Annotated in this window: 28 protein-coding genes, 1 tRNA gene and 1 pseudogene; 23 read left to right on the top strand and 7 right to left on the bottom strand. The window is 58.6% G+C overall.

Annotation, left to right across the window (positions count from 1 at the left end; translation table 11 throughout):
* Nucleotides 1-77: 77 nt before the first annotated feature.
* A pseudogene (locus tag PBR20603_RS17180) lies at nucleotides 78-605 on the bottom strand (site-specific integrase); the annotation flags it as partial.
* Between the two features lie 501 nt (nucleotides 606-1,106).
* Between PBR20603_RS17180 and PBR20603_RS17175 the strand changes: the two are divergent.
* Together PBR20603_RS17175 and PBR20603_RS17170 are read left to right on the top strand one after the other, a co-directional pair.
* Entirely contained in the window at nucleotides 1,107-1,490 is a 384-nt protein-coding gene (locus tag PBR20603_RS17175) for an FxLYD domain-containing protein (RefSeq protein WP_150560703.1), read from the top strand.
* Between the two features lie 39 nt (nucleotides 1,491-1,529).
* Nucleotides 1,530-1,736, top strand: a complete 207-nt coding sequence (locus PBR20603_RS17170) for a hypothetical protein (protein ID WP_150560702.1) — start codon at nucleotides 1,530-1,532, stop codon at nucleotides 1,734-1,736.
* 107 nt (nucleotides 1,737-1,843) lie between these two features.
* Here PBR20603_RS17170 and PBR20603_RS17165 read toward each other — a convergent pair whose 3' ends face one another.
* Entirely contained in the window at nucleotides 1,844-2,110 is a 267-nt protein-coding gene (locus PBR20603_RS17165; RefSeq protein ID WP_150560701.1) for an XRE family transcriptional regulator, read from the bottom strand.
* A 46-nt stretch (nucleotides 2,111-2,156) separates the two neighbouring features.
* Nucleotides 2,157-2,837 carry a hypothetical protein gene (locus PBR20603_RS17160; protein ID WP_150560700.1) on the bottom strand — a complete coding sequence of 227 codons (681 nt, stop codon included), beginning with the start codon at nucleotides 2,835-2,837 and terminating at the stop codon, nucleotides 2,157-2,159.
* Nucleotides 2,838-2,961: 124 nt separating this feature from the next.
* Here PBR20603_RS17160 and PBR20603_RS17155 point away from each other — a divergent pair, with 124 nt between their 5' ends.
* The 14 genes from PBR20603_RS17155 to PBR20603_RS17090 all read left to right on the top strand — a co-directional run bounded on the left by PBR20603_RS17155 (nucleotide 2,962) and on the right by PBR20603_RS17090 (nucleotide 14,179).
* Nucleotides 2,962-3,276 (top strand): cellulose synthase, encoded by a 315-nt coding sequence (locus tag PBR20603_RS17155; RefSeq protein ID WP_150560699.1) that lies wholly within the window; start codon nucleotides 2,962-2,964, stop codon nucleotides 3,274-3,276.
* 93 nt (nucleotides 3,277-3,369) lie between these two features.
* Nucleotides 3,370-3,597, top strand: a complete 228-nt coding sequence (locus tag PBR20603_RS17150) for a major capsid protein (protein WP_150560698.1) — start codon at nucleotides 3,370-3,372, stop codon at nucleotides 3,595-3,597.
* A gap of 63 nt (nucleotides 3,598-3,660) precedes the next feature.
* Nucleotides 3,661-3,924 carry a hypothetical protein gene (locus tag PBR20603_RS17145; protein ID WP_039375198.1) on the top strand — a complete coding sequence of 88 codons (264 nt, stop codon included), beginning with the start codon at nucleotides 3,661-3,663 and terminating at the stop codon, nucleotides 3,922-3,924.
* A gap of 79 nt (nucleotides 3,925-4,003) precedes the next feature.
* Complete coding sequence (locus tag PBR20603_RS17140) at nucleotides 4,004-5,422, top strand: virulence factor TspB C-terminal domain-related protein (RefSeq protein ID WP_150560697.1); 1,419 nt, start codon at nucleotides 4,004-4,006, stop codon at nucleotides 5,420-5,422.
* Nucleotides 5,419-5,544 (top strand): hypothetical protein, encoded by a 126-nt coding sequence (locus tag PBR20603_RS24460; protein WP_281356060.1) that lies wholly within the window; start codon nucleotides 5,419-5,421, stop codon nucleotides 5,542-5,544. The genes PBR20603_RS17140 and PBR20603_RS24460 overlap by 4 nt, the downstream gene beginning before the upstream one ends.
* On the top strand, nucleotides 5,541-5,819 hold the full coding sequence (locus PBR20603_RS17135; RefSeq protein ID WP_039375195.1) for a DUF2523 domain-containing protein: 279 nt from the start codon (nucleotides 5,541-5,543) through the stop codon (nucleotides 5,817-5,819). The genes PBR20603_RS24460 and PBR20603_RS17135 overlap by 4 nt, the downstream gene beginning before the upstream one ends.
* Nucleotides 5,816-6,724, top strand: a complete 909-nt coding sequence (locus PBR20603_RS17130; protein WP_150560696.1) for a zonular occludens toxin domain-containing protein — start codon at nucleotides 5,816-5,818, stop codon at nucleotides 6,722-6,724. Before PBR20603_RS17135 ends, PBR20603_RS17130 begins: the two co-directional genes overlap by 4 nt.
* Nucleotides 6,721-8,094: a type II secretion system protein GspD gene (locus tag PBR20603_RS17125; RefSeq protein WP_150560695.1), complete on the top strand. Its 1,374-nt coding sequence runs from the start codon at nucleotides 6,721-6,723 to the stop codon at nucleotides 8,092-8,094. The genes PBR20603_RS17130 and PBR20603_RS17125 overlap by 4 nt, the downstream gene beginning before the upstream one ends.
* Before the next feature lie 355 nt (nucleotides 8,095-8,449).
* Nucleotides 8,450-9,229 (top strand): rolling circle replication-associated protein, encoded by a 780-nt coding sequence (locus PBR20603_RS17120; RefSeq protein ID WP_150560694.1) that lies wholly within the window; start codon nucleotides 8,450-8,452, stop codon nucleotides 9,227-9,229.
* A gap of 4 nt (nucleotides 9,230-9,233) precedes the next feature.
* A complete protein-coding gene (locus PBR20603_RS17115; protein WP_150560693.1) occupies nucleotides 9,234-9,437 on the top strand; it encodes a DUF4224 domain-containing protein in 204 nt (67 codons plus the stop codon).
* A gap of 73 nt (nucleotides 9,438-9,510) precedes the next feature.
* Entirely contained in the window at nucleotides 9,511-10,518 is a 1,008-nt protein-coding gene (locus tag PBR20603_RS17110; protein WP_343041952.1) for a tyrosine-type recombinase/integrase, read from the top strand.
* Between the two features lie 478 nt (nucleotides 10,519-10,996).
* A complete protein-coding gene (locus PBR20603_RS17105; RefSeq protein WP_150560691.1) occupies nucleotides 10,997-11,302 on the top strand; it encodes a helix-turn-helix transcriptional regulator in 306 nt (101 codons plus the stop codon).
* Nucleotides 11,303-12,557: 1,255 nt separating this feature from the next.
* Entirely contained in the window at nucleotides 12,558-13,421 is an 864-nt protein-coding gene (locus PBR20603_RS17095; protein WP_150560690.1) for a hypothetical protein, read from the top strand.
* Nucleotides 13,422-13,447: 26 nt separating this feature from the next.
* Nucleotides 13,448-14,179: a hypothetical protein gene (locus PBR20603_RS17090; protein ID WP_150560689.1), complete on the top strand. Its 732-nt coding sequence runs from the start codon at nucleotides 13,448-13,450 to the stop codon at nucleotides 14,177-14,179.
* Nucleotides 14,180-14,329: 150 nt separating this feature from the next.
* Here PBR20603_RS17090 and PBR20603_RS17085 read toward each other — a convergent pair.
* From PBR20603_RS17085 to PBR20603_RS17070, 4 genes are all read right to left on the bottom strand, one after another.
* Nucleotides 14,330-14,406 (bottom strand) — tRNA-Met (locus PBR20603_RS17085).
* A 177-nt stretch (nucleotides 14,407-14,583) separates the two neighbouring features.
* Nucleotides 14,584-16,242 carry an MFS transporter gene (locus PBR20603_RS17080; protein WP_150560688.1) on the bottom strand — a complete coding sequence of 553 codons (1,659 nt, stop codon included), beginning with the start codon at nucleotides 16,240-16,242 and terminating at the stop codon, nucleotides 14,584-14,586.
* A 171-nt stretch (nucleotides 16,243-16,413) separates the two neighbouring features.
* On the bottom strand, nucleotides 16,414-17,964 hold the full coding sequence (locus tag PBR20603_RS17075; RefSeq protein ID WP_150560687.1) for a sensor histidine kinase: 1,551 nt from the start codon (nucleotides 17,962-17,964) through the stop codon (nucleotides 16,414-16,416).
* A gap of 134 nt (nucleotides 17,965-18,098) precedes the next feature.
* Nucleotides 18,099-18,788, bottom strand: a complete 690-nt coding sequence (locus PBR20603_RS17070; RefSeq protein ID WP_150560686.1) for a response regulator transcription factor — start codon at nucleotides 18,786-18,788, stop codon at nucleotides 18,099-18,101.
* Between the two features lie 202 nt (nucleotides 18,789-18,990).
* On the opposite strand from PBR20603_RS17070, the gene recA reads away from it, so the two are divergent.
* From recA to PBR20603_RS17035, 7 genes are all read left to right on the top strand, one after another.
* Nucleotides 18,991-20,055 carry a recombinase RecA gene (recA, locus tag PBR20603_RS17065; protein WP_069342508.1) on the top strand — a complete coding sequence of 355 codons (1,065 nt, stop codon included), beginning with the start codon at nucleotides 18,991-18,993 and terminating at the stop codon, nucleotides 20,053-20,055.
* Between the two features lie 183 nt (nucleotides 20,056-20,238).
* Nucleotides 20,239-20,694, top strand: coding sequence for a recombination regulator RecX (gene recX / locus PBR20603_RS17060; protein WP_343041951.1), 456 nt, complete (start codon nucleotides 20,239-20,241; stop codon nucleotides 20,692-20,694).
* 309 nt (nucleotides 20,695-21,003) lie between these two features.
* A complete protein-coding gene (locus PBR20603_RS17055) occupies nucleotides 21,004-21,690 on the top strand; it encodes a DUF2889 domain-containing protein (protein WP_150560724.1) in 687 nt (228 codons plus the stop codon).
* Nucleotides 21,687-22,853 (top strand): ADP-forming succinate--CoA ligase subunit beta, encoded by a 1,167-nt coding sequence (sucC, locus tag PBR20603_RS17050; protein ID WP_150560684.1) that lies wholly within the window; start codon nucleotides 21,687-21,689, stop codon nucleotides 22,851-22,853. Before PBR20603_RS17055 ends, sucC begins: the two co-directional genes overlap by 4 nt.
* Before the next feature lie 84 nt (nucleotides 22,854-22,937).
* Nucleotides 22,938-23,819, top strand: coding sequence for a succinate--CoA ligase subunit alpha (sucD, locus tag PBR20603_RS17045; protein WP_042113006.1), 882 nt, complete (start codon nucleotides 22,938-22,940; stop codon nucleotides 23,817-23,819).
* A gap of 147 nt (nucleotides 23,820-23,966) precedes the next feature.
* On the top strand, nucleotides 23,967-24,695 hold the full coding sequence (locus tag PBR20603_RS17040; protein ID WP_150560683.1) for a TerC family protein: 729 nt from the start codon (nucleotides 23,967-23,969) through the stop codon (nucleotides 24,693-24,695).
* 231 nt (nucleotides 24,696-24,926) lie between these two features.
* Nucleotides 24,927-25,442, top strand: coding sequence for a pilin (locus PBR20603_RS17035; protein WP_150560682.1), 516 nt, complete (start codon nucleotides 24,927-24,929; stop codon nucleotides 25,440-25,442).
* Nucleotides 25,443-25,551 lie beyond the last annotated feature (109 nt).

Here is a 25,551-nt window from a genome sequence, read left to right as displayed (position 1 = left end):
ATGTCTTCCGTTTCAAACTGTCAAAATCATGCCGGATTTTCTACTTTTCAGTGGTACTGTTTTCTGGGGTAGGGTCACAGCCGTGTTTGCTCGTCGTGAGTAATGCGACGGTCGCGACCTTCGCCCGGGCTCGGTTTTCGGACATTGGCGACAGGGTTGTAGGTGAGCCCGATGTGCCATTCCTTTATCGCGACCGTGAAGAGGTGACCTAGAAGGGCCAGCTCAAGCCTAACGGTATTGTTCGCCTTGCCTTCCGCCAGTCGCTGGTCACGGAATTTTCCGACCAGGTCGGGAGTAACTGCGGCAAGTGAATATTTGCCGAATGCGGCGAGGAGCGTGGCGACTCTGGCCTGTTCGCGGCGTTGTGTGGACGCCTTTTTCGTGGGAACGATTTCTTTGGCATAGCGTTCCAGCGCTGACGCAACGGTAGTGCGCTCAGACGGCGCGCGTTGAATAAATACGCCTCGGACCATTTCGTCTTCGGTCCGTCGGGCCCAATCCTCTGCGTCGCGCTTCGTTCGAAATGTCTTGGCTGCGGTGGGCCAACCCACTCGACGAATCGTCGCTTTCCAGGTTCCCGATGGTGTTTTTGTGAGTGCTGCCATGGTGCTCCTTCCTTGAGGTCTGCACCGCGTATTGCACCGAATTTGCACCGTGAGGAGCCGGTAAAAGAAAAGGGCTCGCAGCGAAGCCGCAGAGCCCTTATTGAAAAAGCCCTGTAAATCAGAGATTTACAGGGCTTTCGCATTTGGTGGCGAATCAGGGACTCGAACCCCGGACCTGCGGATTATGATTCAGTTGTAATAAATAATTAAATCAAAGAGTTGTTGCGTTCGTTGCTCCGCAATCAAGTCAAATCTGGTACGAAACCGCTCCCGATTTATAGGGTCTGTGCGTGCTTTGAGGAGCAAAAATGTTGGGTATCGTCGGAGCGACGAGGGTCGCGTCTGCGATGACTGCAAAACAGAGATCTAAAGATCGCTGCGTGCAGGACGATATATCTAATACCGGCTTTTAGTTGCTGTTGTTTGGTGATTCCGCCCGCTGGCAGTACGTATCGACGGGGGACGGGGAGCGCCGAGCTAAATGTCCGGAAACGTTTGTACATGACGCAGACGAATTGGATGCCGTTGATTTTTGAGGATCACACTTTGAAGAACGCAATTGCAGTTCTCGTTTTCGCTTTCTCCTGTGCGGGGGCATTTGCTCAAAGCACCAATGGGGCCAGTCCGATTGTCGTGAGTGACACGTCGGTCATAGTTGCCGCGAACGGCTTCCCGGCTATCGTCGGCGTGGCTACGAATAAGGGCGAAAAATTGGTTCAGAACGCATTCGTCAAATTCAACCTGTACGATGCGGGAGGCAATATCATTGGGAACACCATCGCGTACGGTCAGAACATCGGCCCGAATGAGCGGTGGCGATTCGAAGCGCCGTTCACCTCAGCGAATGCCCATAGCTATAAGGTTACTGAGGTGACTTCCTACTGATGGATGACGGGGAGTCGTCCGCTGAATTTGAGGTGTGCCATGAGCACCAAGGCATCGCTCAAGACGTGGTCTTCCGCGGATGGCTCTGAGTCGTTCCACATCTATGAAGACGTTTTCGAGGAGCAAATCGTTTTCCTGAATCTGGAAGGCGTTTCCTTTGAGGCGTCGTCTCTCAAAGCCTCTAAGCCGTCCATCACGATTCGTCTAAGCCGCGAGCAAGCTGAAGCGCTTGGCATCTTGCGCTAGCGCCTAGATTTATCCTCGTTGTAGACCTTATCAGAGGTGTCGAAGGATGCATCCGAATGCGAGGCTTCCGCCAGCAATGCATCAGCTCCCGCTTGTTTTCGAGCGGGCTACGACAAAGGAACACCGAGCGAGTGCGCGCAGGATCGGATGTCCTCCAGCGAGATATCGCGAAATCTCCCGCCGAGCATGGCTAACATTTTCGGAGCGGTGACCTGAGCGGTTTTCGCCGCCTCGTCCACGGATATCGACAGCGCCTCTATACGCTCCGTAATCGCTGCAACGAGTGCGGCCTTTTGAACCATTGCTGTTGGGTTCGCGTAATCTAGGTCGGCGTAGACGTTCGTGCCGCCCCCCTCAATATTCGTGTCAGACATGCGCACCTTCTCCGATGGGTGAAGCCAGTCCTTTTGAAGAAGTGAGTCATTGACGATCCGTTCGTCGTGACGCGAGCTCCTCCGCACGTTGCAATTGCAAACTTTCTAACTGCTTTTCGCTCCGTTGTTGCCGCTCGTGCAACAGCGCCTCAATTGCCCGCTCGATAACAGGATCGGCAACCGGTTCATCTGTCCATAGCGACTCAAGTTTCAACGGCTTATCCACCGTCTTTTGCAATATGCCGTGCTCGATAAGTTCGTCACGTAGCTTTGCGAGAGCTGCTGGTCCACCTAGGGCATCCGTTGCTTCTTTCTCAAGAGCGAAATATCGCAAGCCTTCCAGCGACTCAACAAAGGCTCTCGTAGCAGCTGACAGCGGCTTGGGGTTAGTCGCCTTCAATCTGTGGACAAAGTAGGCGGTGGTCGCAGGCGACTCCTGAAGCTCACGTTCGGGAAGTGAATCAACCGTCGGAGGTGCAACATGCCCCGCCTCCCAATCAGTGATTCCCGTCACTAGCCAGAACGCGTACTGCGGCCACTCTCTAGCAAGCCCCTCCAGCATAGCTCCACTGGGAATCGCTCCATCGCGATTCCAGAAGCTTCGCCAAGTTGCCGCGCTTACCTCCGTCTTGTCACCTAACTCCTTGAATCGACGGGCAGGACTGGTCACGGCGCTGATTACGTGAATCGCGCGAACGCGCGAATCTTCAATTCCGACTGTTGACATCGCGGAAGCTCCGTTCTATATTCGCTCAAAATTAAGCGTTTAAATTTAGACGATTAATTGTAGGTTACCAATTTGTTCGCAATCAATTATCCGTCCTGCTGGACATTTCCGCTACGAGGCAACTATGAGCAAACAGAAACTGACCATCCTCTCCGTCAACACCCGTTCCGGGACCAGCCAGAAGACCGGGCGCGCATACACCATTCGTGAAGCTCAGTGCATCTTGGAGCAGGCTACCGATGGAGTTGCAAACATCGTGGTCGGAGTAATCAACCTTCCTGATGTGCTTGCTGATCGCCAGCCCGGCGAATATCTCGCGGAGTTCGCGCTTGCCCAGGGCAACGGTAGCGACGCAGGGCGTCTCGTCCCGCGCATCGTGTCGCTGGTGCCATTCGGGCAGAACAAAGCAAAGCCCATCGCTCAATCCGCAACGGCCTAATCCGCTCCCCACAGTTCTCTGCGCACGAGCATCTGGCCCCCGCCCGCGCGTTCCGTTATCCGGGCCAAATTCGATTCAATCAGAAGGTCTCACATGAAAAACATCCAAACGAAGTTCCGCTCGCTTTCCGTCGCTGCCGTAGCGGCTCTCGCAAGCTCCATGTCGTTCGCTCAGACCGCCCCTAGCGGTGTTGACTCGGCTCCGATCGTTACGTCGATTAACGGCGTGCAGCCCACGATCATCGCCATCGGTGGTGCCGTGCTCGCGGTCGTGGTCCTGGCGTGGGGCTACAAGGTTGTGAAGGGCTTCCTCGGCCGCTAATCACAGCGGCAGTTAATGAGAAGGCGCTGAAGTATCCAGCGCCTTTTCTTCTGGGCAAACGAAATGGCGCTTTCCGGTTTGGTTTGTGGACCTGCTGACGAACCCGGCGTGACCTATGCGGAAGTCGGCGGCCAGCACGTGAAATGCGGCGCTGACTCAGCGGGCAACGAGATGCTTATCCACGTCGCGACTCTCTCGGACTCTCAACCCGTCGCTGGCGGCGAAATCGTCGGCTTGCAAATTGGTGGTGCGGTACTTGGTGTCATGGCAGTTGCTTGGTGTATTCGCGCCATCCGCAATCACTTCGACTCTACCGGGGAGGCGTGAGTGCTCTGGTTCTATGAATGTGTCGGCATCGTAGTTCTGACGTGCTGGGCAATCGGCGTCATCCTTTTCTTCTGAGCAGATGAAAAAGATCATCATCTTGTTTGCGCTGGTCGCGATGCTGTGTCAACAGCAGGCGGCTCAGGCTCAGGCGGCACCAGTGCTCATGCCCGTATTCAATGCGGTCATCAATCGCGCTGTTGCGTCCGGAATTGTGGCGAATCTTGCCCGACGCGGGATCACTGTGGCCGCAAACGACGCCACACTACTCAACACTCTCTCGTTCGTTGGAAAAGCCGCAAACGACGCATCGTATGTGAGCCTTGCTGCCGGAACGGTCGCCACCGTCGCCGGAGCGCCGGTATGGCTGGCGACAGCAGTAAGTCTTGGCGTCATCGCTGCCGCAGGTGCGATAGCGTGGGGGGTATACAAGCTATCCCAAGTCGGCGACAACCCGGCACAGAGCCTCAAGCTCGCCCCCGACACTCCATCGGCCATACAAGACCCACCACCAGCAGAAGCCGGAAGTTGGACCGCGTTCACGCGTCCGACCTGTAACCCGCAAGTCACCACCACTTGCACAAACCCTCTGCCTTCCAATTATCCGTATTGGGACAACGGGTACCCGAACTCCGGCACGGTCGTAGGGTGCGTGAGTGGACTTGACTGTGCAAAGCAAGTTGCGGATGCAAACGTGGCATTTCAGTCGCAAGCGGTGAAGAACATCACGGTCACAATTACTCAGACCAGTCCGACGGGATCGCCGGAACCGCTCTCATATAAGGTCTTGCTCAACTGGACGCCATTACAGAACAATCCCACTCAGATTGGCACTGAGATAAACGTCAGCCCCTCGAAGAACGCCAACTATGTAAAGCCGCTCAAGACAGAGACCGGAAGTATCACGACGCTTCCGCTTACTCCTGCGATGCTCGCTCAGCCATTGCCGCAATCGCTAACCGCGTCTATTACTGACGCTCTCTGGCGCAGTGCTGCGGCACGTCCAGACTACAACGGCTATCCATACTCGCCTGTAAATCCTGTCACATCAGGTGATGTGGCGTCCGCGCCCGTTGCTCCCACATGGAGCGATCTCGTGCAGGGGTACCCCAAGCCGTTTGGTGCTCCGACCGTGCCGATTTCGTCGGACATATCAACTGGGCCGGGTTCGCCTCCAGTCACCAATCCACCTACTACTGGCAATCCGACCAATCCTGATCTTTGTCAGGCAAACCCGTCGGCATCGGCATGCGCGCCGCTTGGCAGCGCACCTCCTGGGCAACTTCCGCAGCCGGTATCAAAAGACGTCTCGTTAACCCCTTGGTCAGTTGGTCCTACCGATGGTGTCTGCCCGGTACCGATTGTCGTCAACGCGTTCGGGCAACAGATTTCCTTTTCGCTTGATCCGCTTTGTTCTCTGGTCCAAAAACTTCGTCCGCTGGTTCTCGCTGTTTGTGCGCTTGCGGCGGCCATCATTTTTGTCATGGGAGTCTCGTCATGAAATTTCTCATCGCCGTGCTTTTGATCGCGGCGCTCGCCATCGCGTATATCGGCTCGTCTCTCAAGTCCGACGTCAATCGCGCTAGCGCACGCGCGAACGCCATTACTGGATTGCTCCGATGAGCTGGGCGACATGGCTGCTCTCTCTTGTTCAGCCGTTGATCGCTCAAGCGCTGCTCGCGCTCGGCGTGGGCGTGGTAACCGTTGCCGGAATCAGTCTCGTGGTTGACAAGCTCATGTCATGGGTCGTCGGGGCGGTGGGAGGTCTTCCTGCCGATCTTATGAACCTACTTGCCATGGGAGGTGTATTTCAGGGCATGGGTTACATCGGAGGCGCTATTAGTGCTCGCGTTGCGATGGCTGGTGCGTCCAATTTCAAACGCTTCTTCATCAAATGATCACGTTAATCACTGGCACTCCGGGCAGCGGGAAAACGCTCTACGCCGTGTGGCTTATGCAGAAGGAGCTTCGTGCGGGTAGACGGCTCGTTGTTGACGGCATCCGGGATTTGTCTCTGGAGCACGAGTTGGTCGACGAGACGTGGGTGCGTGATTGGTACGCACGTTGTGAGCAAAACGACCTAATCGTGGTTGATGAGGTCCAGCGAATCTGGGGACCAACGCCGGTCAGCGTCAAAGCGACAGAAGACGTCGAGAAACTGCACGTCCACCGTCACAAAGGGGTCGACTTCATTCTCATCACGCAGCATCCCCAGCGGATGAGTAAAACGATCCGCGATCTGGTCGGGAGACATGTGCATGTCCGTCGCCTGTTCGGTCGTAAAGGGGCGATGCTCTATGAATGGGATCACTGCCACAACCCGAACACGGGGCTTCGCGACGCGGTGAAAACCGCGTGGCGCTATCCGCGCCATGTGTTCAATCTGTACACAAGCGCGGAAGTCCACACGAAGCAGAAAGCAGTGATTCCGAAGGCTCTCTTCGTGCTTCCGGTTGCAGCACTCGCGGGCGGCCTGCTTGCATGGAAGGGATTTCTTGGCGTATCCGACGGATTCGGACTCAACAGCGGCGGTGTCCAATCGCCATCGAGAGCAGAGGGAGCGCAGCCTGACGCCCCGCGTGCTTCGCCATCCCCCAAAGCTGCGACTTCTTCTACATGGAGGATCGTTGGTCGCTATGCGATGGGCGGAAAGGGCTACGTTCTTCTAGCTGACAAACAAGGTCGTTTGCGCCGCGAGAGCTCTGACGCTTTCACAGGCGAGACATTGGGCACGCGTGGAGTCCTAGACGGTGACGTCGTTTCCGCGTGGTCTGGCGTAGGCGCAGTGGAAAAGCAGAAATGAAACGATCAATTATTGCGCTCGCTGTCGCGTTCGTCGGTGCAAATGCTTGTGCGGCAGAGGCTCAACTGCCCTTGCCACCTCGATTCGACACTGCACTCCTTTCCACATCTGTCGCGCTGCCCACGAATCCCCTCAAAGGAGTGCAGCGCTCTCCTAGTGGAGCATTCGACTTGCGCTACGTGAACGTCGGGCAACTGGTGGATTTGCTGTATAGCGAAGCGTTAGGGGTACCGCACGTCATCAGTTCCGACGTATTGCAAGACACTCGGCTCGTGTCGTTCCGATATGACGGGAAAGGTCGCGACCTACATTCGTTCGTGCTCGATTTTTTAGATTCTCAGGGATTCGCCGTCACGTCTAAATCCGGCGTCGACTATGTGTCTCGAAAGAGCTACGACGAGCGGAAGAAGGTGTCGCAATCGCTATTTGTTTACCGCCCGAGATTCCGCACCGCCGCATACCTTGCTCGCGCGGTCGAACCTGTACTGGGTGCAAAGACTCTGGCATCCGCACGCCCTTTCGCAGAGCGAACCGAATCAGATATGTCCGCGCCACCGTCTGATGGTACGGCTGTTGGGCAACCGGGAAACCCGCCGCCGCGCGCGACACTTGCTCTGTCCGCCGCAGATGAGTTGACCTGCCTGTGCACAGACGAAGAGATCAAGCGCGTGGCCGCAGCATTGAAAGAGATAGACGCTGCCGCCGGGGAGGTATTGATTCGCGGTTGGGTGTACGAGGTGTCGAACACGCGAGCAAATAACTCCGCGTTCAGCATTGCCGCCCGTGCGTTTGGGACCTCCGTGTCGATGTCAAACGGTGCCACGGACAGCGACCCCACTGCACTTCGCTTTTCAAGTTCCGGTTTGGACATGGCGCTGTCGCTGCTGAACGCCGATACGCGCTTCAAGCAAATAAGCGATCCGCATGTTCGCGTCACGTCAGGTGAGCGAGTTCGCCTCAATGTTGGGTCACGTGTGCCAACACTCGGAAGTATCAGCTATCAGGGCGCATCTGGGACACCGGTCCAGTCAGTCACGTATCAGGATGCGGGCTTGATCTTCGAGGTCGAACCGGTCGTGATGCAAGAGGCCATAGAAGTCCGGTTGACGGAACAGATTTCCAGCTTCGTGCCGACCACTAATGGGGTGAATAACTCTCCGACGAAGAACACAAGAGAAATTAAAACGACCATCAGTGCAAAAGATGGTGAGGTCATATTGCTCGGTGGGTTGGTGCAAGACGGCGACTCGTCAACGAAGAATAGCCCCGGCTGGTTGCCTTCGTTTCTCGACGGGCACAGCGCATCCAGCGGCCGAACTGAAGTGGTTTTGGTGTTGCAGGTTCAGCGCGTGAAGGGAGGTGCGCAATGAGGGTGCGCCGACGTGTGTGCCGGGGTCAAGGCTCGCGCAGCGACCCGCAGGGCATGGCCTTGACGCCGCGTTGCCACAAAAACGCTCTGAGCTTGGGCTGGGTCGGCCGGAGGTCGGCGCGGCCCATGCGAAACATTTGCGCCAGAGGGCGGGCTACGACGCCCGAGTGTGCGCAGCGGTAGCGCGGTCACTCGGGCGCGCGGAGCGCGCCTAGATTTATATCAGTAACACTTAACGTACGAGCCGATGAGGAAGCTCGCAGACAGTAACCGCAACACCATCGCAAAAAAAAGAAAAGCCCCGACCGCTGCAACGGTTCAGGGCTAGCACAGCCACACGACAATCTGGAGTTGTCATGCTTGAAACGAGTATATCGGACTGGGTAGCGTTCCGTCGAGAGTGGTTGATTCGTGGCCGTAACTTTGGCGACGGGCAAGTCGAAGTCACCGCCACGCGATTTGATCGGTATATGGGGGCTCAACAGTTGCACGCGATGCCCAAAGCTAAGCGCGGTGAGTCAGAGAATACGGAAGAAAACCAACTCGCTGCGGCAAAGCGAGCAAAGCAACAGGTTCGCCTGCGCTGCAAGGCGATTGGTGCGGATCGGATGATCACTTTGACATACCGGGAGAACATGGAAGACCGTGAACGCCTGAAGCGTGATTTCGATGCTCTTCGCCGCCGCCTAGGTAAGTTCCAGAACTTTCAGTACGTGGCTGTCTCCGAGCGCCAAAAGCGCGGTGCGTGGCATCTGCACGTCGCGGTGAAGGGGCGGCAAAACTATCGCGTTTTGCGTTCCATCTGGCACTCAATCGTTGGTGCAGATAACGGCAACGTCGATGTGCGCAACCCGTTTCGACAAAGGGGGCTGCGCCACAAGCTGGCTGCCTACCTTGGGAAGTACCTTACCAAGGACTTCGCGGAACACAAGATGAACGAGAAGCGCTATTGGACGAGCAGAGGCATCGTTGTCCCCGAGCGACACCCGATTGACCATATCTTGAGCAACGATCCGGCTAGGGCAATCGTGATTGCGTTTGAGGCAGCGCAGGCGGTGGGTGCCAGCTTGGACCACTGCCAAGTGTTTTGGAATCAGGAACTGGGCACTTTTTGGCTTGCTACACGGGAGAGCTGATGTGATGGATTTGTTCCTTTCTCCCCCAGAACTGGCCATGTTGACCGGAAGAAAAGTGAAGTCGAAGCAGGTCGATGCTTTGCGCAAAATGGGGATCGCATTTTTTGTGAACGCTGCGGGGAAGCCTGTCGTCACCCGGTCGGCGGTGGAAGGTGGGAAGGAGATTGTGGTGCGTGCGTCGTGGCAGCCTAAAGCGTTGGCGAAGTGATATGGGACGACGCCCTACGAAGAATCTCAATTTGCCCACTAGAATGCGTGCGCGAAAACAGCGTAGTGGAAACGTGTACTACTACTACGATACCGGTGGCGTGCCGAGGAAAGAGATCCCGCTTGGGTCTGACTATGTGGATGCGGTTAGGTTGTGGTCCGAGCTTGAGGCTGAAGGGCGGGCAAGACATATCGAGTTGGTGACGTTTCGATATGTTGCTGAACGGTATGTGCGCGAGATCTTGCCAAGCAAGGCGCGTCGTACGCAACGCGATAACCTTCTCGAATTGGATTTCCTGTACCGATTTTTTGACGATCCTCCTGCTCGTCTCGATGAGATACGACCTGTGCATGTTCGGCAGTATCTTTCTTGGCGAATGGAGCTGGCGAAACGGTGGTACTCGGAGAATGGGCGACAAGCGCCTGACCGCGCAGGGCACGTTCGTGCGAATCGAGAAATCGCGTTGTTCTCCCATATTTTCAATTTTTCGCGGGAGCGGGGATTTACTGATGCCGCAAATCCCTGCGTCGGAATTAAGAAACACCGCGAGTTTGGCCGCAACGTATATGTGGAGGACGGGTTGTTCCAACGAGTTTGGCAATTTGCTGATCAGCCGACGCGAGACGCTATGGATCTCGCGTATCTGACCGGTCAACGGCCTGCCGACACGCTCCGATTCGACGAGAGTCACATACGGGATGGCGAGCTCTGGGTTATCCAAGGGAAGCGCGGAAAGAAGTTGCGGATATCGGTCGTAGGTGAGTTGGGCGAGGTCATTAAGCGCATTCAGGCGCGGAAAGTCGGCTATCGAGTTGCTAGTTCGGCGCTGGTTGTCAACGAGAAAGGGGAGCGTATGGGGGCTGATGCGCTCAGATTTCGCTTCGATGCGGCTCGGGAGGCGGCTGGTATCGAGAAGGGGCTCTTTCAGTTTAGGGACTTGAGGGCCAAGGCGGGCACGGACAAAACCGAGTTGTCCGGAGATATTCGCGCCGCGCAGAAACAGCTGGGGCACCAGTCGATAACGATGACAGAACACTATGTGCGTGAGCGAAAAGGCGACAAAGTGGGGCCGACGCGATAGTTTTTAATTTCGCTATTGGCGAAAATTTATTGCTCTTCGCGAAAATGCTGCTACTCTTTACCCTGAGGTGTCGGAATAACTCGCTGCTGTATTGACCATCCGGTCGTGGGGCGCATGCCCTAATGTTTGTCGTCGCTCGGTCTGTCCCGGCCGTACAGGGTAGGTGGGTGCGGCGCGAGAGTGCACGTTGCGAAACCGTGCACTCACTTCGGATGTGGGGGGTAGTCCCGTCGTTTGCTCCGTTTCAGTTACATGCGAGAGCTGTCGCACCCCGCGGCAGCGTAACTGAAGAGGCCCTATATGGACCTGAATACCTCCAAACGACGGGGGCTAGTCGGCAAGATGGTGTCCGTTCTTATTCGGCCGGAAACCTGGCGCTGTGCTGTGTATTTCGTGCGCTTGGTCTGGTTGGTTGGGCGGATTTACGATCAATGGCGCCACTAGCGCCCCCCGCTTTTTGAAGAAGGAGCTTGGAGCTATGCTGCATCGTGCACTTAAGCTCATGCGAACGTTTCATCAGTTGTCGCAGACAGATCTCGCGAAGAGACTGGAAATTTCAAATTCATATCTGAGTGAAATCGAGTCCGGTATAAAAACACCGGGCATCGACCTCCTGTCCCAATACTCTCAAGTCTTCAAACTACCGGTGTCGTCGATCTTGCTCTTTTCGGAGCAACTGGACGCGGGTACGAGCGGAGGCAAGTTGCGCGTAAAGGCTGCTGACAAGATTCTGCGGTTGCTCGAATGGGTTGCGGACAGGGAGGCGCTTGCCAATGAGCGCTAGGCCCACTTATCCGCTCGATCAGTCCCCGTTGTTTCGGCTTCCCTCCAAGAGACGTGCGGCGGAAGTGTTGGGCATTGATCTGCATCAGATTGAGCAGTTGGTTGGGGAGCGGAACTATCGCGTATTCGTGAACGCGAAGGGGCGCACCATCCAGCATCCCGTTGGGGAACTGGCAGGGGTGCATAAACGTATTGCGTCTTTGCTTGGGCGGTTAGACGTACCGTCCTACGTCCGATCAGTTAAGGGGGAGTCGTACGTGTCCAATGCCGGCTCACATGTCGGCAACGGCCCCTTGATCAAGACCGATATAGCTCAGTTTTACCCGGGTACTAATTTCAGTGCTGTGTACGGCTTTTTCCGCCGAGACATGGGGTGTGCTCCGGATGTCGCTCACCTTCTGGCGCGGCTATGTTGTTTTCGGCAGCGGCACCTTCCGACGGGGAGCTACCTTAGTGGGCCGTTGGCGTTCTTCGCGCACCGTGCAATGTTTGATCAGATTTACTGTCTTGCGCAGGATCGCGGGTGCGTCATGACATGTTACGTCGATGACATTGTCATTTCTGGGCCGGGAGCATCAAAGGAGTTGCTTTATCGAGTGCGGGGACTCATTCGTGCTGCCGGTCGAACTAGCAAGGACGATAAATCCAAGACCTTTCCTGCGCACAAGCCTAAAACTGTGACCGGAGTAATCGTAACTTCAGACGCTCTGCGCCTTCCCAATTCGCGCCACAAGCAAATACATGAGGCTCGAGCGGCCATCCGTGCGGCAGGAGGGGATGGGGAGCAGATGTCGCTTCGTGCGTCTCTGAGAGGGCGGCTGCAAGAGGCTGGCCAGATTGCCAATTGGAACGTTCGTAACCCGGGGGGGGGCGTGCTGGTTCGAGGAGTAGTTCCGGATGTGTCCTAATTGCCATCATTGGATGGTTGCCGCGCGTTTGTGAACGGAACTCAACACATTTGTGCGGTCTTTAGCTTGACAAGCTAGTTGAAGTCGCACAAAATCACACTTACTGAAGACCTATTGCCGCTGCACGGGAGACCGTGGGGGAAAGATTGGCGTAAAGCCTCTCGGGTGGTGGGACCTGAAAGTCCAGATGACTGGGTTCTGAGTCGCGAGTCGCATGCAGGCGGCTACCACGTATGACTTAGATAATTGCGCGATTGCGCTCCAGATCTTCTTGCCCCTGCAGAAGCAGTACAAGACATTAGCCTCTTAGGAGTTTCCTAAGGGGCTTTCTGCTTTCAAGGGCTAACGATGACTTTCGAAGAATACTTGGACCTTCTGGTCCAGACTGTAACTAAAAATATGAACCCCGTGAGCCGCTCCGTTATGGCAGCGGCCCTGGGCAATATGCTCCGGAAGGCGTCGCCTGACGTCACCTGGAAAACCTTCGGCAAGCGCACTCTCAGTGAGCTCTTGACTGATCCGAGGGTTCAGCCTCATCTCAAGACATTCGAGACCGCAAAGGGTGCTCTAGCGGTTTCGCCGGTGGGCGAACCGCCGGCTGGGGATGTTCAAGCTATCGAAGTCTTCAATCCTCTGCGTAAGTCGGTTTGGGAGGCATTTGTATTGCCTTCGCCGAGCGGTCGGCGCTTTATGCATCGCGCCAACGGGGTGATCCGTGCAGGGTTGGAAATTGCGCCGGCGCCAGCAGACGATTGGGTGGAGATTACCCCAATTTCCCCTGATGAGCAGCGCGAGTGGGCGCGTGACTTCATTGCCAGTGCTGACGGAAAAAATGTCGCGGAGGCAGCGAAGACGCTAGCGACGGAGGGGTGGCACCCCTACGCATTTTTCCAATTGCTTCGGGGGCAGGACGAGAATGTTGCGCGTATGTGGAATCGCTTTCGTTCTGCGAAGGTGTCGACGCGCGTTCAAGAGTGGTTGACGCAGCACTCGTTGCCGGTGGAGCGAGGATTCCAGGGAGCTGCGCGCCCTCGGCAGCAGGAAGTGGGGGATGCGCTTCCGAGTGTTCAATCGGCGCCTGTACTTGGTGGTGACGGCCTTCGTGAGGCCATTCTGTTGGCGATTTCGACGCTGCCGCTCGAAAGGCTTCTGGAAATTCCAATTCCTGCAGGAGTGATGCTGTCCGCGCTTTCCCAGGCTAAGACGCGCTAATTTAGCGCGAGTCAAAGGAACGCGCGATGCCAGTCGTTTACATAGGTCACGCTGCTAACCAATATGCCGGCGATGCCGCGGCTTTGGTTGAGCTTTGCGTGCGAGAACCGGATGGGCACGGCGGTTGGGTGATCAAAGCGACCATTTATGAGCGCAACTCGTCGCTTAATGTTCGGGAGTTCTGTTCTGTTGTCCGTCAGACTCCTGGGCCGGTCTTGTTAATTCGCCCGGTGCAAAACAAGACCGTTGAGCTGGTGCGTGAAAAGCTCGATGGTTTTGTGCCAGTTGTTGTTTGTGAGGCGTACGAGATTGACGGCCTGAGGGCTTCAATCGCCGACGTTTGCCGGCGCCATCAAGGCGGCGAGCCGCACGAAGCCCTCGACGTTGTCGTGGCTTTTCTCCTGATGCGCAAGCTGGATCAGGAGCACATGTGGACGGGAAACTCGAAGGGGTATATGTGGTCGAGCGACATTCCGAAGGGTCGCGGCGTCGACGATAAATACAGTGGGCGGGTGCCGCATGTGCTGAACACGCTCTTCCAGGAGGAGATCGTGGTTTGCAAGATCAGCAACTCTAAGAAGAAGTACGCGCTGAACCCTGATAAGCGTGAGTTGATTTATGGCTATTTGCGCAAGCGACGCTTGCCGGATAGCCTGCATCGCAAGCTGTCGCGATCCAATGACGTTGAGTCGGTCCGGGTGCTCGACTGCTTGGACATCTACACGGGAGTGGACGAGGACGAGGGTGGCGAGCGCTGAATTTTCGGGGAGATCCCTCGTCCGATTGGTACGAGGGATCTCGTAGTCCTCGAGTGAGCTTCCCTGGTATTCGGTAAAGAGTTGCGGAGCGGATCTGCGTTTGCGGAGCAAAGAAAAAGGGCCCAGCTTGCGCTGAGCCCTTTCTGCATTTGGTGGCGAATCAGGGACTCGAACCCCGGACCTGCGGATTATGATTCCGTCGCTCTAACCGACTGAGCTAATTCGCCGTAGAAGAAAGATTATAGGTAGGCCCCTATAGGCTGTCAACACTTTTTTGCGGACCAAATGAAAATAGGCGAGGTGCGGTTCGGCGCGCCTGCCGACAGGTCCCGAAAAAGACAACGCCGGAACCCGAAGGTCCCGGCGTTGACGATCCATTTCAACCTGTCTGGTAGGTCACACCATCAGTCGTTGGCGTAGATGTCGACGTCCTTCGTCTCCTTGATGAAGAGCATGCCGATGACGAAGGTCACCAGGGCGATGACAATCGGGTACCAGAGGCCAGAGTAGATGTCGCCCTTGGCTGCCACGATGGCGAAAGCCGTCGCCGGCAGGAAGCCGCCGAACCAGCCGTTACCGATGTGATACGGCAGCGACATTGACGTGTAGCGAATACGCGTCGGGAACATTTCCACCAGCATCGCGGCAATCGGGCCGTACACCATCGTCACGAAGATCACCAGAATCGTGAGCAGCACCACGACCATTGGCTTGTTCATCTGCGCGGGGTCTGCCTTGGGCGGATAGCCGTCTGCCTTGAGCGTGGACGACATGTCGGTCTCGAACGCCTTGACCTTGTCCTTCGCGTCTGCGGCCTTGCCATCGACCGACTGAATCACCTTGTCGCCGATCTTCACCGTCGTCATCGTGCCCGCCGGTGCCGCCTCGTTGTGATAATTCAGGCCGGACCGCGATAGGTAACTCTTGGCAATGTCGCACGAACTCGTGAACTTCGACGTGCCTACCGGGTTGAACTGGAACGAGCATTCGTTCGGATCGGCGATCACCGTGATCGGCGAGCGAGCGGTGGCCGCTTCCAGGGCCGGGTTTGCATAGTGCGTGAGCGCCTTGAAGATCGGGAAGTACAGCAGCGCCGCGATCAGACAGCCCCCCATGATGATCGGCTTGCGCCCGATCTTGTCAGAGAGCGCGCCAAAGAATACGAAGAACGGACTTCCGATGAGCAGGGCCAAAGCGATCATGATGTTTGCCGTGTTGCCATCGACCTTGAGCACCTGAGTCATGAAGAACAGCGCATAGAACTGACCCGTGTACCACACGACCGCTTGCCCGGCCGTCAAACCGATGAGCGCCAGAATGACGATCTTCAGGTTTTTCCACTCACCGAACGACTCCCTGAGCGGCGCCTTCGACCCCTTGCCCTCGGCCTTCATGCGCTGGAATGCCGGCGATTCGCTCAATTGCATGCGAATCCACAGCGAAACCAGCAGCAGCACGAGCGAGAGAACGAACGGCACGCGCCAACCCCATTCGCCGAACGCTTCTTCGCCGATCACCGTACGGGTGCCGAGAATCACGAGCAGCGAAAGGAACAGACCGAGCGTGGCAGTCGTCTGAATCCACGACGTGTAGAAACCGCGACGGCCATGCGGCGCATGCTCGGCAACATACGTGGCTGCGCCACCGTATTCGCCGCCAAGGGCCAGACCCTGCAGCAAACGCATGGCGATAAAGATCACCGGTGCGGCAATTCCCCACGACCCGTAGCCCGGCAGCAAACCGACAACCAGCGTTGACAGACCCATCAGTGTGATGGTCACCAGGAACGTGTACTTGCGACCCACCATGTCGCCGATGCGCCCGAACACGATCGCGCCGAACGGACGTACCGCGAAACCCGCCGCGAACGACAACAACGTGAAGATGAACGCCGCCGTCGGGTTGATGCCAGAGAAGAAGTGCCGGCTGATGAAAACGGCCAACGAGCCGGCCAGATAAAAGTCGTACCACTCGAACACTGTGCCCAGCGACGACGCGAAGATCACCTTCCGCTCTTCCTTGGTCATCGGCGCATGCGTAGTGGCTGTCGTTGCAGTAGCCATGCGGTTGTCTCCTGTAATGTAAGCACGCCCCTGGGTCGTGCCCGGGCCGTTGCAACTGATTATTGGAGCGCAACCTTACCGCCGTCTGACGCCAAACTGACTCGAACCTTACGCTGCTAGGGACTTACCCTCGACTTTGGCGTGAAATCGACCGTATTTCGCGTGTTTTCGTCACGCATGCGGGTTTTCGATAGGCACATCGGCGAGCGGCAATGTCACCCGAATGAGGGTGCCGGTTGCTTCGGGATGCTGCGCGTCGACATGGTCGAGCACGCTCACATCGCCGCGATGGATTTGCACGATCTCGCGCACGATGGCCAGACCCAGACCGCTGCCGTCGCTGTCGCTGCCCAGAATGCGATAGAAGCGCTCGAACACACGGGGGCGCTCCGATGCCGGAATACCCGGTCCGGTGTCTTCGACTTCGAGGTGGACGAAGCCGTCGGACGCCTCGTGCCGCAAGCGGACCGTCACCTTGCCGCCTGTCGGCGTGTAACGAATCGCGTTGTCGATGAGGTTGTTGAGCAGCTCGCGCAGCATCACCGGTTGACCCGACAGATGCACCGGGAACGGCGGCTCCTCGAAGCCAAGGTCGATTCGTTTGGAGAACGCGGCCTGGAACCAGTCCTGCATGGCGCTGCGGGCGAGCACGCTGAGATTGACCGGTGTGAAGGCGGCGGCGTCGTTCGCGCTGTTCTCCGCGCGGGCCAGCGCCAGCAACTGATTGACGAGGCGTGCTGCCTGCTCCGAACTCACCGCGATTTGCGAGAGCGAGCGGCGCAATTCGTCGGGGGACGTCTGACGTAAGGCAAGTTCGGCCTGCATGCGTAGCCCGGCCAGCGGCGTCTTGAGCTGATGGGCGGCATCGGCGATAAAGCGCTGCTGGAGTTTCATGTTCTGCTCGAGCCGTCCGAGCAAATCGTTCAACGAACCGACAAGCGGTGCAATCTCCGGCGGTGCCTGACTCGCTTCAAGCGGCGACAGATCGTCCGGACGTCTGGCGCGAATATGCTCCTGCAACGCATGCAGCGGCGCAAGGCCGCGCGACAGGCCGAACCACACGAGCACGATGGCCAGCGGCAGGATCACGAATTGCGGCAGGATCACACCTTTGATGATTTCGTTTGCCAGTTGACTGCGTTTGTCGAGTGTCTCTGCAACTTGCACGAGCGCCATGCTGCCCGCAGGCGCGATGCGTGGCAGGTCGACGTAGGTGAACGCGACGCGGATGTCGTTGCCGCCGACGGTCTCGTCGCGAAACTGCACGACGCCCGGCTGCGGACGATCATCTTCGTGAGGCAGGGGCAGTTCCGCCGTCCCGGCGACAAGTTCTCCCTTCGCCCCGAGCACCTGAAAGTAGACGTTATCGGTGGCGTCGGCGCGCAGCAGATCGCGCGCGGGCATGGGCAGCGTCAGCGTGACTTGTCCGCGATCCGCATGGACTTGCTGGGCGAGGACGTAAGTGTTGGTCTCGAGCGCCCGGTCGAACGGGCCGTTGGCAATCGATTTCGCGACGAGATACGTCACGGCAATGCTCATCGGCCAGAGCAGCAGCAGTGGCGCGAGCATCCAGTCGAGGATCTCGCCGAAGAGCGAGCGTGGCGGCGGCTCCGCCTCGCGCTCTAGCGGCGCGCCAAAGCCGGGGCGCACGAACGGATCGGCGTAGGGATCGAATGGATCGGTGGGGTCGGTGGGCGTGGCGGTGGCGCGTCTTGCGGACATGTCATCTGCCGGAGGCGACGGGGAAGACGAGGCGTCCGGGTCCGCGGGGGTAGCGCGATGATGGTGGCGAAAGCTCAGACGCATCGGACGGGAAGACTAAAGAGGCTGGAACGGCTGACGCCGCACTCGGCGCACTAGGCCGCGTTGGCAGGCGTTGCGGCCGGCTTCTCCAGACAATACCCCAACCCGCGGATCGTGGCGATGCGTACGCCGCTGGGCTCGATCTTCTTGCGCAACCGGTGCATGTACACCTCGATGGCATTGTTGCTCACCTCTTCGCCCCAACCGCACAGATGGTCGACGAGTTGCTCCTTGGAGACGAGGCGGCCCGTGCGAAGCAGCAGGACTTCGAGCAATTCGAGTTCGCGGGCAGACAGGTCGAGCATCTGCTCATGGATATAGGCGGTGCGGCCCACCTGATCGAAACTGAGCGGGCCATGGCGGATGACCGTAGAGCCTCCGCCCGCGCCGCGCCGGGTCAACGCCCGCACTCGCGCTTCGAGTTCGGCGAGGGCGAACGGCTTGGCCATATAGTCGTCAGCTCCGAGGTCAAGGCCCTTCACGCGAGCGTCAACGCTGTCCGACGCCGTCAGGATCAATACAGGCAAATGGGAATTTCGTGCGCGCAGCCGGCGCAGGACTTCATGACCGGGAAGGCGGGGCAGGCCAAGGTCGAGAATCAGCAAATCGAACGTCTGGGCGCAGAGCGCGGAGTCGGCTTCGAGCCCTGTCTTGACGTGATCGACGGCGTAGCCCCCCTGACGCAGCGAGCGGGTCAGGGCGTCAGCCAGAATGCTGTCATCCTCTGCGATGAGAATTCGCATGGGCGTGATAGGCTTGTCTAGGCACCGGCGCCTGACGGCAGCGGTGTGTCTCCGGTGATGTTGCGGCGCGTGGTTCGCGGCTTTTTTTGTCGTTTCGGCGCTTTCGGACAACAGGCACTTGCAAACAGCACTGGTTTTTTATACAGTACTGGCATTCACGCCTCACTCGAGCCGTCTCGCTCATCATATCAAAGGACGATTCATGGAAGAAAGCAAGAAAGGGTCTGCCAATCTGTCGGCCGAGAAAGGCAAGGCGCTCGCCGCCGCCCTCGCGCAGATCGAGAAGCAATTCGGCAAGGGCTCGATCATGCGTCTGGGCGACGGCGAGGTCGAAGCGGACATCCAGGTCGTCTCGACCGGCTCGCTGGGTCTGGACATCGCGCTTGGCGTGGGTGGCTTGCCGCGCGGGCGCGTGATCGAAATCTACGGCCCGGAATCGTCGGGTAAGACCACGCTTACGCTGCAAGTCGTGGCTGAAATGCAGAAGATCGGTGGCACCTGCGCGTTTATCGACGCAGAGCATGCCCTCGACGTCGGCTACGCCAACAAACTGGGCGTCTCGGTACCGGAACTGCTGATCTCGCAGCCGGACACGGGCGAGCAAGCGCTGGAAATCGCCGACGCGCTGGTGCGCTCCGGCTCGATCGACCTCATCATCATCGACTCGGTCGCGGCGCTGGTGCCGAAGGCCGAAATCGAAGGCGAGATGGGCGACTCGCTGCCGGGTCTGCAGGCGCGCCTGATGTCTCAGGCGCTGCGCAAGCTGACTGGCACCATCAAGCGTACGAACTGCACGGTGATCTTCATCAACCAGATTCGTATGAAGATCGGTGTGATGTTCGGCAACCCGGAAACCACGACGGGCGGTAACGCACTGAAGTTCTACTCGTCGGTGCGTCTGGACATTCGCCGTATCGGCTCGATCAAGAAAGGTGACGAAGTCGTCGGTAACGAGACTCGCGTCAAGGTCGTCAAGAACAAGGTGTCGCCGCCGTTCCGCGAAGCCATCTTCGACATCCTTTACGGTCAGGGGATCTCGCGCGAAGGTGAAATCATCGATCTGGGGGTGAACGCCAAGATCGTCGAGAAGGCCGGCGCCTGGTACAGCTACAACGGCGAGAAGATTGGCCAGGGCAAGGACAACGCGCGCGAGTTCCTGCGCGAAAATCCGGATATCGCCCACGAAATCGAGAACAAGGTGCGTGCATCGCTCGGCGTGACGGCGATCAACGAGACCGGCGAGATCGAAGAAGAAGACGAGGCCTGATAGCCCCGTTTCGGAACGGCAACGCGAGGCCATATGGCGTCGCGTTGCCGTTTTTGCTTTCTAGTTCCCCCTTGATTGCGCCAGGATGAGGTCATGATCCATCGCCGTCCTCCCCGAGACCCGAATGCACCGCCGCCGCCGCCAGGCGACGAAGCCGTTTCGGTCAAGCGATCACGCAAACCCGTGCTTAGCCTCAAAGCGCGTGCGCTGTCTTATCTCGCGCGTCGTGAATACAGCCGAACGGAGCTGCGCCGCAAGCTCGTGCCCTATGCCGATGCCGAGGACCCCGAAGCGCTCGATCGCATGCTCGACAGTCTTGAGCAGGAGCGCTGGCTGTCCACCGAACGGTTTGCGGAAAGCGTGGTGAACCGGCGCGCATCGCGCATGGGTACGACACGTATCGTCAACGAACTCAAGCAACATCAGGTCGACGCCGAGACGGTCGCTGCGCTCACCGAGCAACTGCGCGGCACGGAACTCGCGCGCGCGCGCGTTGTGTGGCAAAAGAAGTTCGGCGAGCTCGCCACCACACCCGAAGCGCGGGCCAAGCAGATGCGCTTTCTTGCCTCGCGCGGCTTCTCGCGTACCGTTATCAGCAAAATCGTACGGGGCGCTGATGAATTTTCGGACGATTCTTGACGCGCGTTCAGTCGACTTCCTGATGGATACCGGGTCATTCATCGACGAAGCGCCGATGACGGCCGCTGGTTTGCAGCCCGCATGAATGTTGGCGTAACGCGGCGATGAATCTCGCGTGACGCGTCATGCCACAGTTATCGCCATATGGCGTCGCACCATGCGTGCGACGATCCCGCGATTTTGAAAACCCGACCGATGGGTCGGGTAATTGAGCCTTATGCGGCGGGCTTCTGCTGCGCTGCGGCAGAGGGCGTCGCGGCCTATGCTAGAATCAAGGTCTTTCTGCGTTCATGCATTGCACACTCTCGCATGCCGCTCTCTGAGCCTGTCTCTCGTACCCTGCGTCACCGCCGCACGATCGCTGTCGAAGCGTATTCGCGCGACGATGGCCTATGGGACATCGAAGCCCGTTTAACCGATCATAAGGATCGGGATTTTGCATTGGCAACGGGACTTCGCAAGGAGGGCACGCCGATTCACGAGCTTTGGCTGCGTCTGACGATCGATGAGGATTTCGAGGTGCGTGACGCTGAGGCCGTCTCTGACTGGGTGCCGTATCCCGGCATTTGCGACCAGATCGGCCCTGAATACCGTCAATTGATCGGGCTTAACCTGCGGCGCGGCTTCCGTCACGCGGTCCGTGAGCGCCTTGGCGGCGCGGCCGGTTGCACCCATCTGACCGAACTTTGCAGTGTCCTGCCGACGGCAGCGATTCAGGCCTTTGCCGGGGTGGTCATTCATACACCCGATACGGCACTCAAGGCCGCCAATGATGCCGACAGCTCGGCACCTCCTTTCCAACTCGGACATTGTCACGCCTTGCGGTTTGATGGCGAGGCAGTGCGCCGGTTTTACCCGCGCTGGTTCAACGGCCGCGCAAACGATCGAGCGAACGAGCCCACGACGCCCGTCACAACAGAAGCGGTGCGCGATGGAGCCTCGACTCGCAAGCTCGAACCCAAACTTCCAACTCAGCAAGAAGGGAATCACGCATGAAGATTCATGAGTATCAAGGCAAGGAAATCCTCCGAAAATTCGGAGTCGCGGTGCCCCGCGGCATTCCGGCGTTTTCCGTGGACGAGGCCGTGAAGGCAGCCGAAGAACTCGGCGGTCCGGTTTGGGTGGTCAAGGCCCAGATTCACGCAGGCGGTCGCGGTAAGGGCGGCGGCGTGAAGGTTGCCAAGTCGATCGAGCAAGTGCGCGAATACGCCAGCCAGATCCTCGGCATGCAACTGATCACGCACCAGACCGGTCCGGAAGGTCAGAAGGTCAATCGCCTGCTGATCGAAGAAGGCGCCGACATCAAGAACGAACTGTACGTCAGCCTCGTGGTCGACCGCATCTCGCAGAAGATCGTGCTGATGGGTTCGAGCGAAGGCGGCATGGACATCGAAGAAGTCGCCGAAAAGCACCCGGAACTGATCCACAAGGTCATCGTTGAGCCGTCCGTTGGTCTGACCGACGCGCAAGCCGACGATCTGGCCAAGAAGATCGGCATCCCCGACGCTTCGATCTCGCAAGCCCGCACGATCCTGCAAGGTCTGTACAAGGCTTTCTGGGAAACCGATGCGTCGCTGGCCGAAATCAACCCGCTGAACGTGAGCAGCAACGGCACGGTCACCGCCCTGGACGCCAAGTTCAACTTCGATTCGAACGCCCTGTTCCGTCACCCGGAAATCGTCGCGTACCGCGACCTGGACGAAGAAGATCCGGCTGAAGTCGAAGCCTCGAAGTTCGACCTGGCCTACATCTCGCTCGACGGCAACATCGGCTGTCTGGTGAACGGTGCCGGTCTGGCCATGGCCACGATGGACACCATCAAGCTGTTCGGCGGCGAGCCGGCGAACTTCCTGGACGTGGGCGGTGGCGCCACGACCGAGAAGGTCACCGAAGCGTTCAAGATCATGCTGAAGAACCCGAACCTGACCGCCATTCTGGTCAACATCTTCGGCGGCATCATGCGTTGCGATGTGATCGCCGAAGGCGTGATCGCAGCGTCGAAGGCCGTCTCGCTGAAGGTGCCGCTGGTCGTGCGCATGAAGGGCACGAACGAGGACCTGGGCAAGAAGATGCTCGCCGAGTCCGGCCTGCCGATCATCTCTGCGGACAGCATGGAAGAAGCTGCCCAGAAGGTTGTCGCGGCTGCCGCAGGCAAGTAACCAGAACAGTCGAAGCCGCAGCGGCGTGCTGCCCTGACGGGCTGTGCGAACGCTGCCCGGCAACCGGATGAAGGAAATCAAGCAATGTCGATTCTGATCAACAAAGATACTAAGGTCATCACCCAGGGTATCACTGGCAAAACCGGCCAGTTCCATACCCGCATGTGCCGCGAATACGCGAACGGCAAGAACGCGTTCGTCGCAGGCGTGAACCCGAAGAAGGCTGGCGAAGACTTCGAGGGCATTCCCATTTTCGGTTCGGTCAAGGACGCCAAGCAACAAACCGGCGCGACCGTCTCGGTGATCTACGTGCCGCCCGCAGGCGCTGCTGCTGCGATCTGGGAAGCTGTTGAAGCCGACCTGGATCTGGCGATCTGTATCACGGAAGGTATTCCCGTTCGTGACATGATCGAAGTGAAGGACCGTATGCGTCGCGAAGGTCGCAAGACCCTGCTGCTCGGCCCGAACTGCCCGGGCGTGATCACGCCGGACGAACTGAAGATCGGCATCATGCCGGGTCACATCCACAAGAAGGGTCGCATCGGCGTGGTGTCGCGCTCGGGCACCCTGACGTACGAAGCCGTGGGCCAACTGACCGCCCTGGGGCTGGGCCAGTCGACTGCCGTCGGTATCGGTGGCGACCCGATCAACGGTCTGAAGCACATCGACGTCATGCAGATGTTCAACGACGATCCGGATACGGACGCCGTGATCATGATCGGTGAAATCGGCGGTCCGGACGAAGCAACGGCTGCCGAGTGGATCAAGGGCAACATGAAGAAGCCGGTCGTCGGCTTCATCGCGGGCGTGACGGCGCCCCCGGGCAAGCGCATGGGCCACGCCGGCGCGCTGATCTCGGGCGGTGCCGATACGGCCGAAGCCAAGCTGGAAATCATGGACGCCTGCGGTATCAAGGTGACCCGTAACCCGTCGGAAATGGGCCGCCTGCTCAAGGCTGCGCTGTAATTCCCGCCGGATGACCGCACGACAGCCGCCGGAACCGGCGGTTGTCAGACCGGTCAGGAAGAAGGGAGCCCGGAGCATCGGGCTCCCTTTTTTGCTATTGCCTTTCCCAACGCATTCGTTTCATTCGCTCCCTAGGATATTCCCGCCATGCTTGCGTTTTTTGCCGAGCTGAACTGGGCCGCGGTCCTGCAGATCATCATGATCGACATCCTGCTGGGTGGCGACAATGCCGTGGTGATCGCGCTCGCCTGCCGCAATCTGCCGGCCAAGCAACGTTTGCAGGGGGTGATGTGGGGGACGGTTGGCGCAATCGTGCTGCGCGTGATCCTCATCGCATTCGCCGTGACGCTGCTCGCCGTGCCGTATCTCAAGGCACTGGGCGGGCTGTTGCTGCTCTGGATCGGCGCCAAGCTGCTGGTGCCCGACCATGACGCCCACGACAGCGTGAAGCCGGCCGACAAACTCTGGACCGCCGTCAAGACCATCATCGTCGCCGATCTGGTGATGAGTATCGATAACGTGATCGCCATTGCCGGCGCGGCAGAAGGCGCCGCCGACCATCATCAATTGCCGCTCGTGATCTTCGGTTTGCTCGTGAGCATTCCGCTCATCGTCTGGGGCTCGCAACTGGTACTCAAGGCGCTCGATCGGTTTCCGTTCATCGTCATCGCCGGTGCGGCTCTGCTTGGCTGGATCGCGGGCGGCCTGATTGTCTCGGACCCGGGCATCGGTCACCTCTTGCACCTGCCAGGTGCTGCGGGCGAATTCACCCATTACGTGGCGTGCGCCGCCGGTGCCGTGCTGGTCGTGGCCGTGGGGCTCGTACTCAAGCGCCGCAGCGAAGCGCGTCAATTGCGTGCAACCTCTTCAGAATAATCGAGTCCATTGCCGGGGTCGTTGGTCTCGGTTGATGGTGGCTTTTCCGGGGGAATAGCGCCCTGATCGGAGGAATCGTCCCGCCTTGGACTAGGACGATTCTCCCCACCCATACGGGGCCGCCCGATTTTGATCTGAGGCAGGGCGCTCGCCGTTGGGGCTGTGGCATACTCCGCCCACTTCCCCCCCGATGTCCCTTTTGTTTTCATTGCTTTCGCAGGGAGTTACACAATGCGTCGTTTCGGCCACCGGACCACCGGTATCGCCACATCCCGGGGTTTCACCCTGATCGAGCTGATGATCGTGCTGGCGATCATCGGTGTGTTGGTCACGGCAGGGGTTCCGTATCTGCAGAATTATCTGGTGCGCGCGCGCGTTGTCGAAGGGCTGGGGGCTGCGGCCTCGGCCAAGGCGCTCGTGAGCGAGAACGCCATGCATGGTGCGCCGTTCAACAGCGGCTGGCAGGCACCGAGCGCGACCGACAACGTGAACTCGGTGAGCATCGATTCCGTGAGTGGCAACGTGACGGTCGCCTACACCCAACGCGCGGGCGACGGTGCGATCGTGCTGGTGCCGACGAGCGCCGGTGCCGACGGCACGCCCAAGGGGCTGACGGTTGGCAAGGCGCCCGAAGGTCAGATCGTGTGGACGTGCTTCGCGCAGGGCCGTGAAGGTGCGCCAAACGGTGCGACATTGCCCGCCAAGCTGGCGCCGCCGGAGTGCCGCGGCACGGCCAAGGGGGCCTGAGTCCGGTTCGCAGACGGTCATAGCGCATCACACGCCGTGATGCACTGTGGCCCGCTGCGGCGATGGGTTCATTGACGGCGTATTTGCGTGCGTCAGGCATGAAATGGCT

The sequence above is a fragment of the Pandoraea bronchicola genome (genome assembly GCF_902459805.1).
GTDB classification, from domain to species: Bacteria; Pseudomonadota; Gammaproteobacteria; order Burkholderiales; family Burkholderiaceae; genus Pandoraea; species Pandoraea bronchicola.
This window is presented reverse-complemented; position numbering and strand designations above follow the sequence as displayed.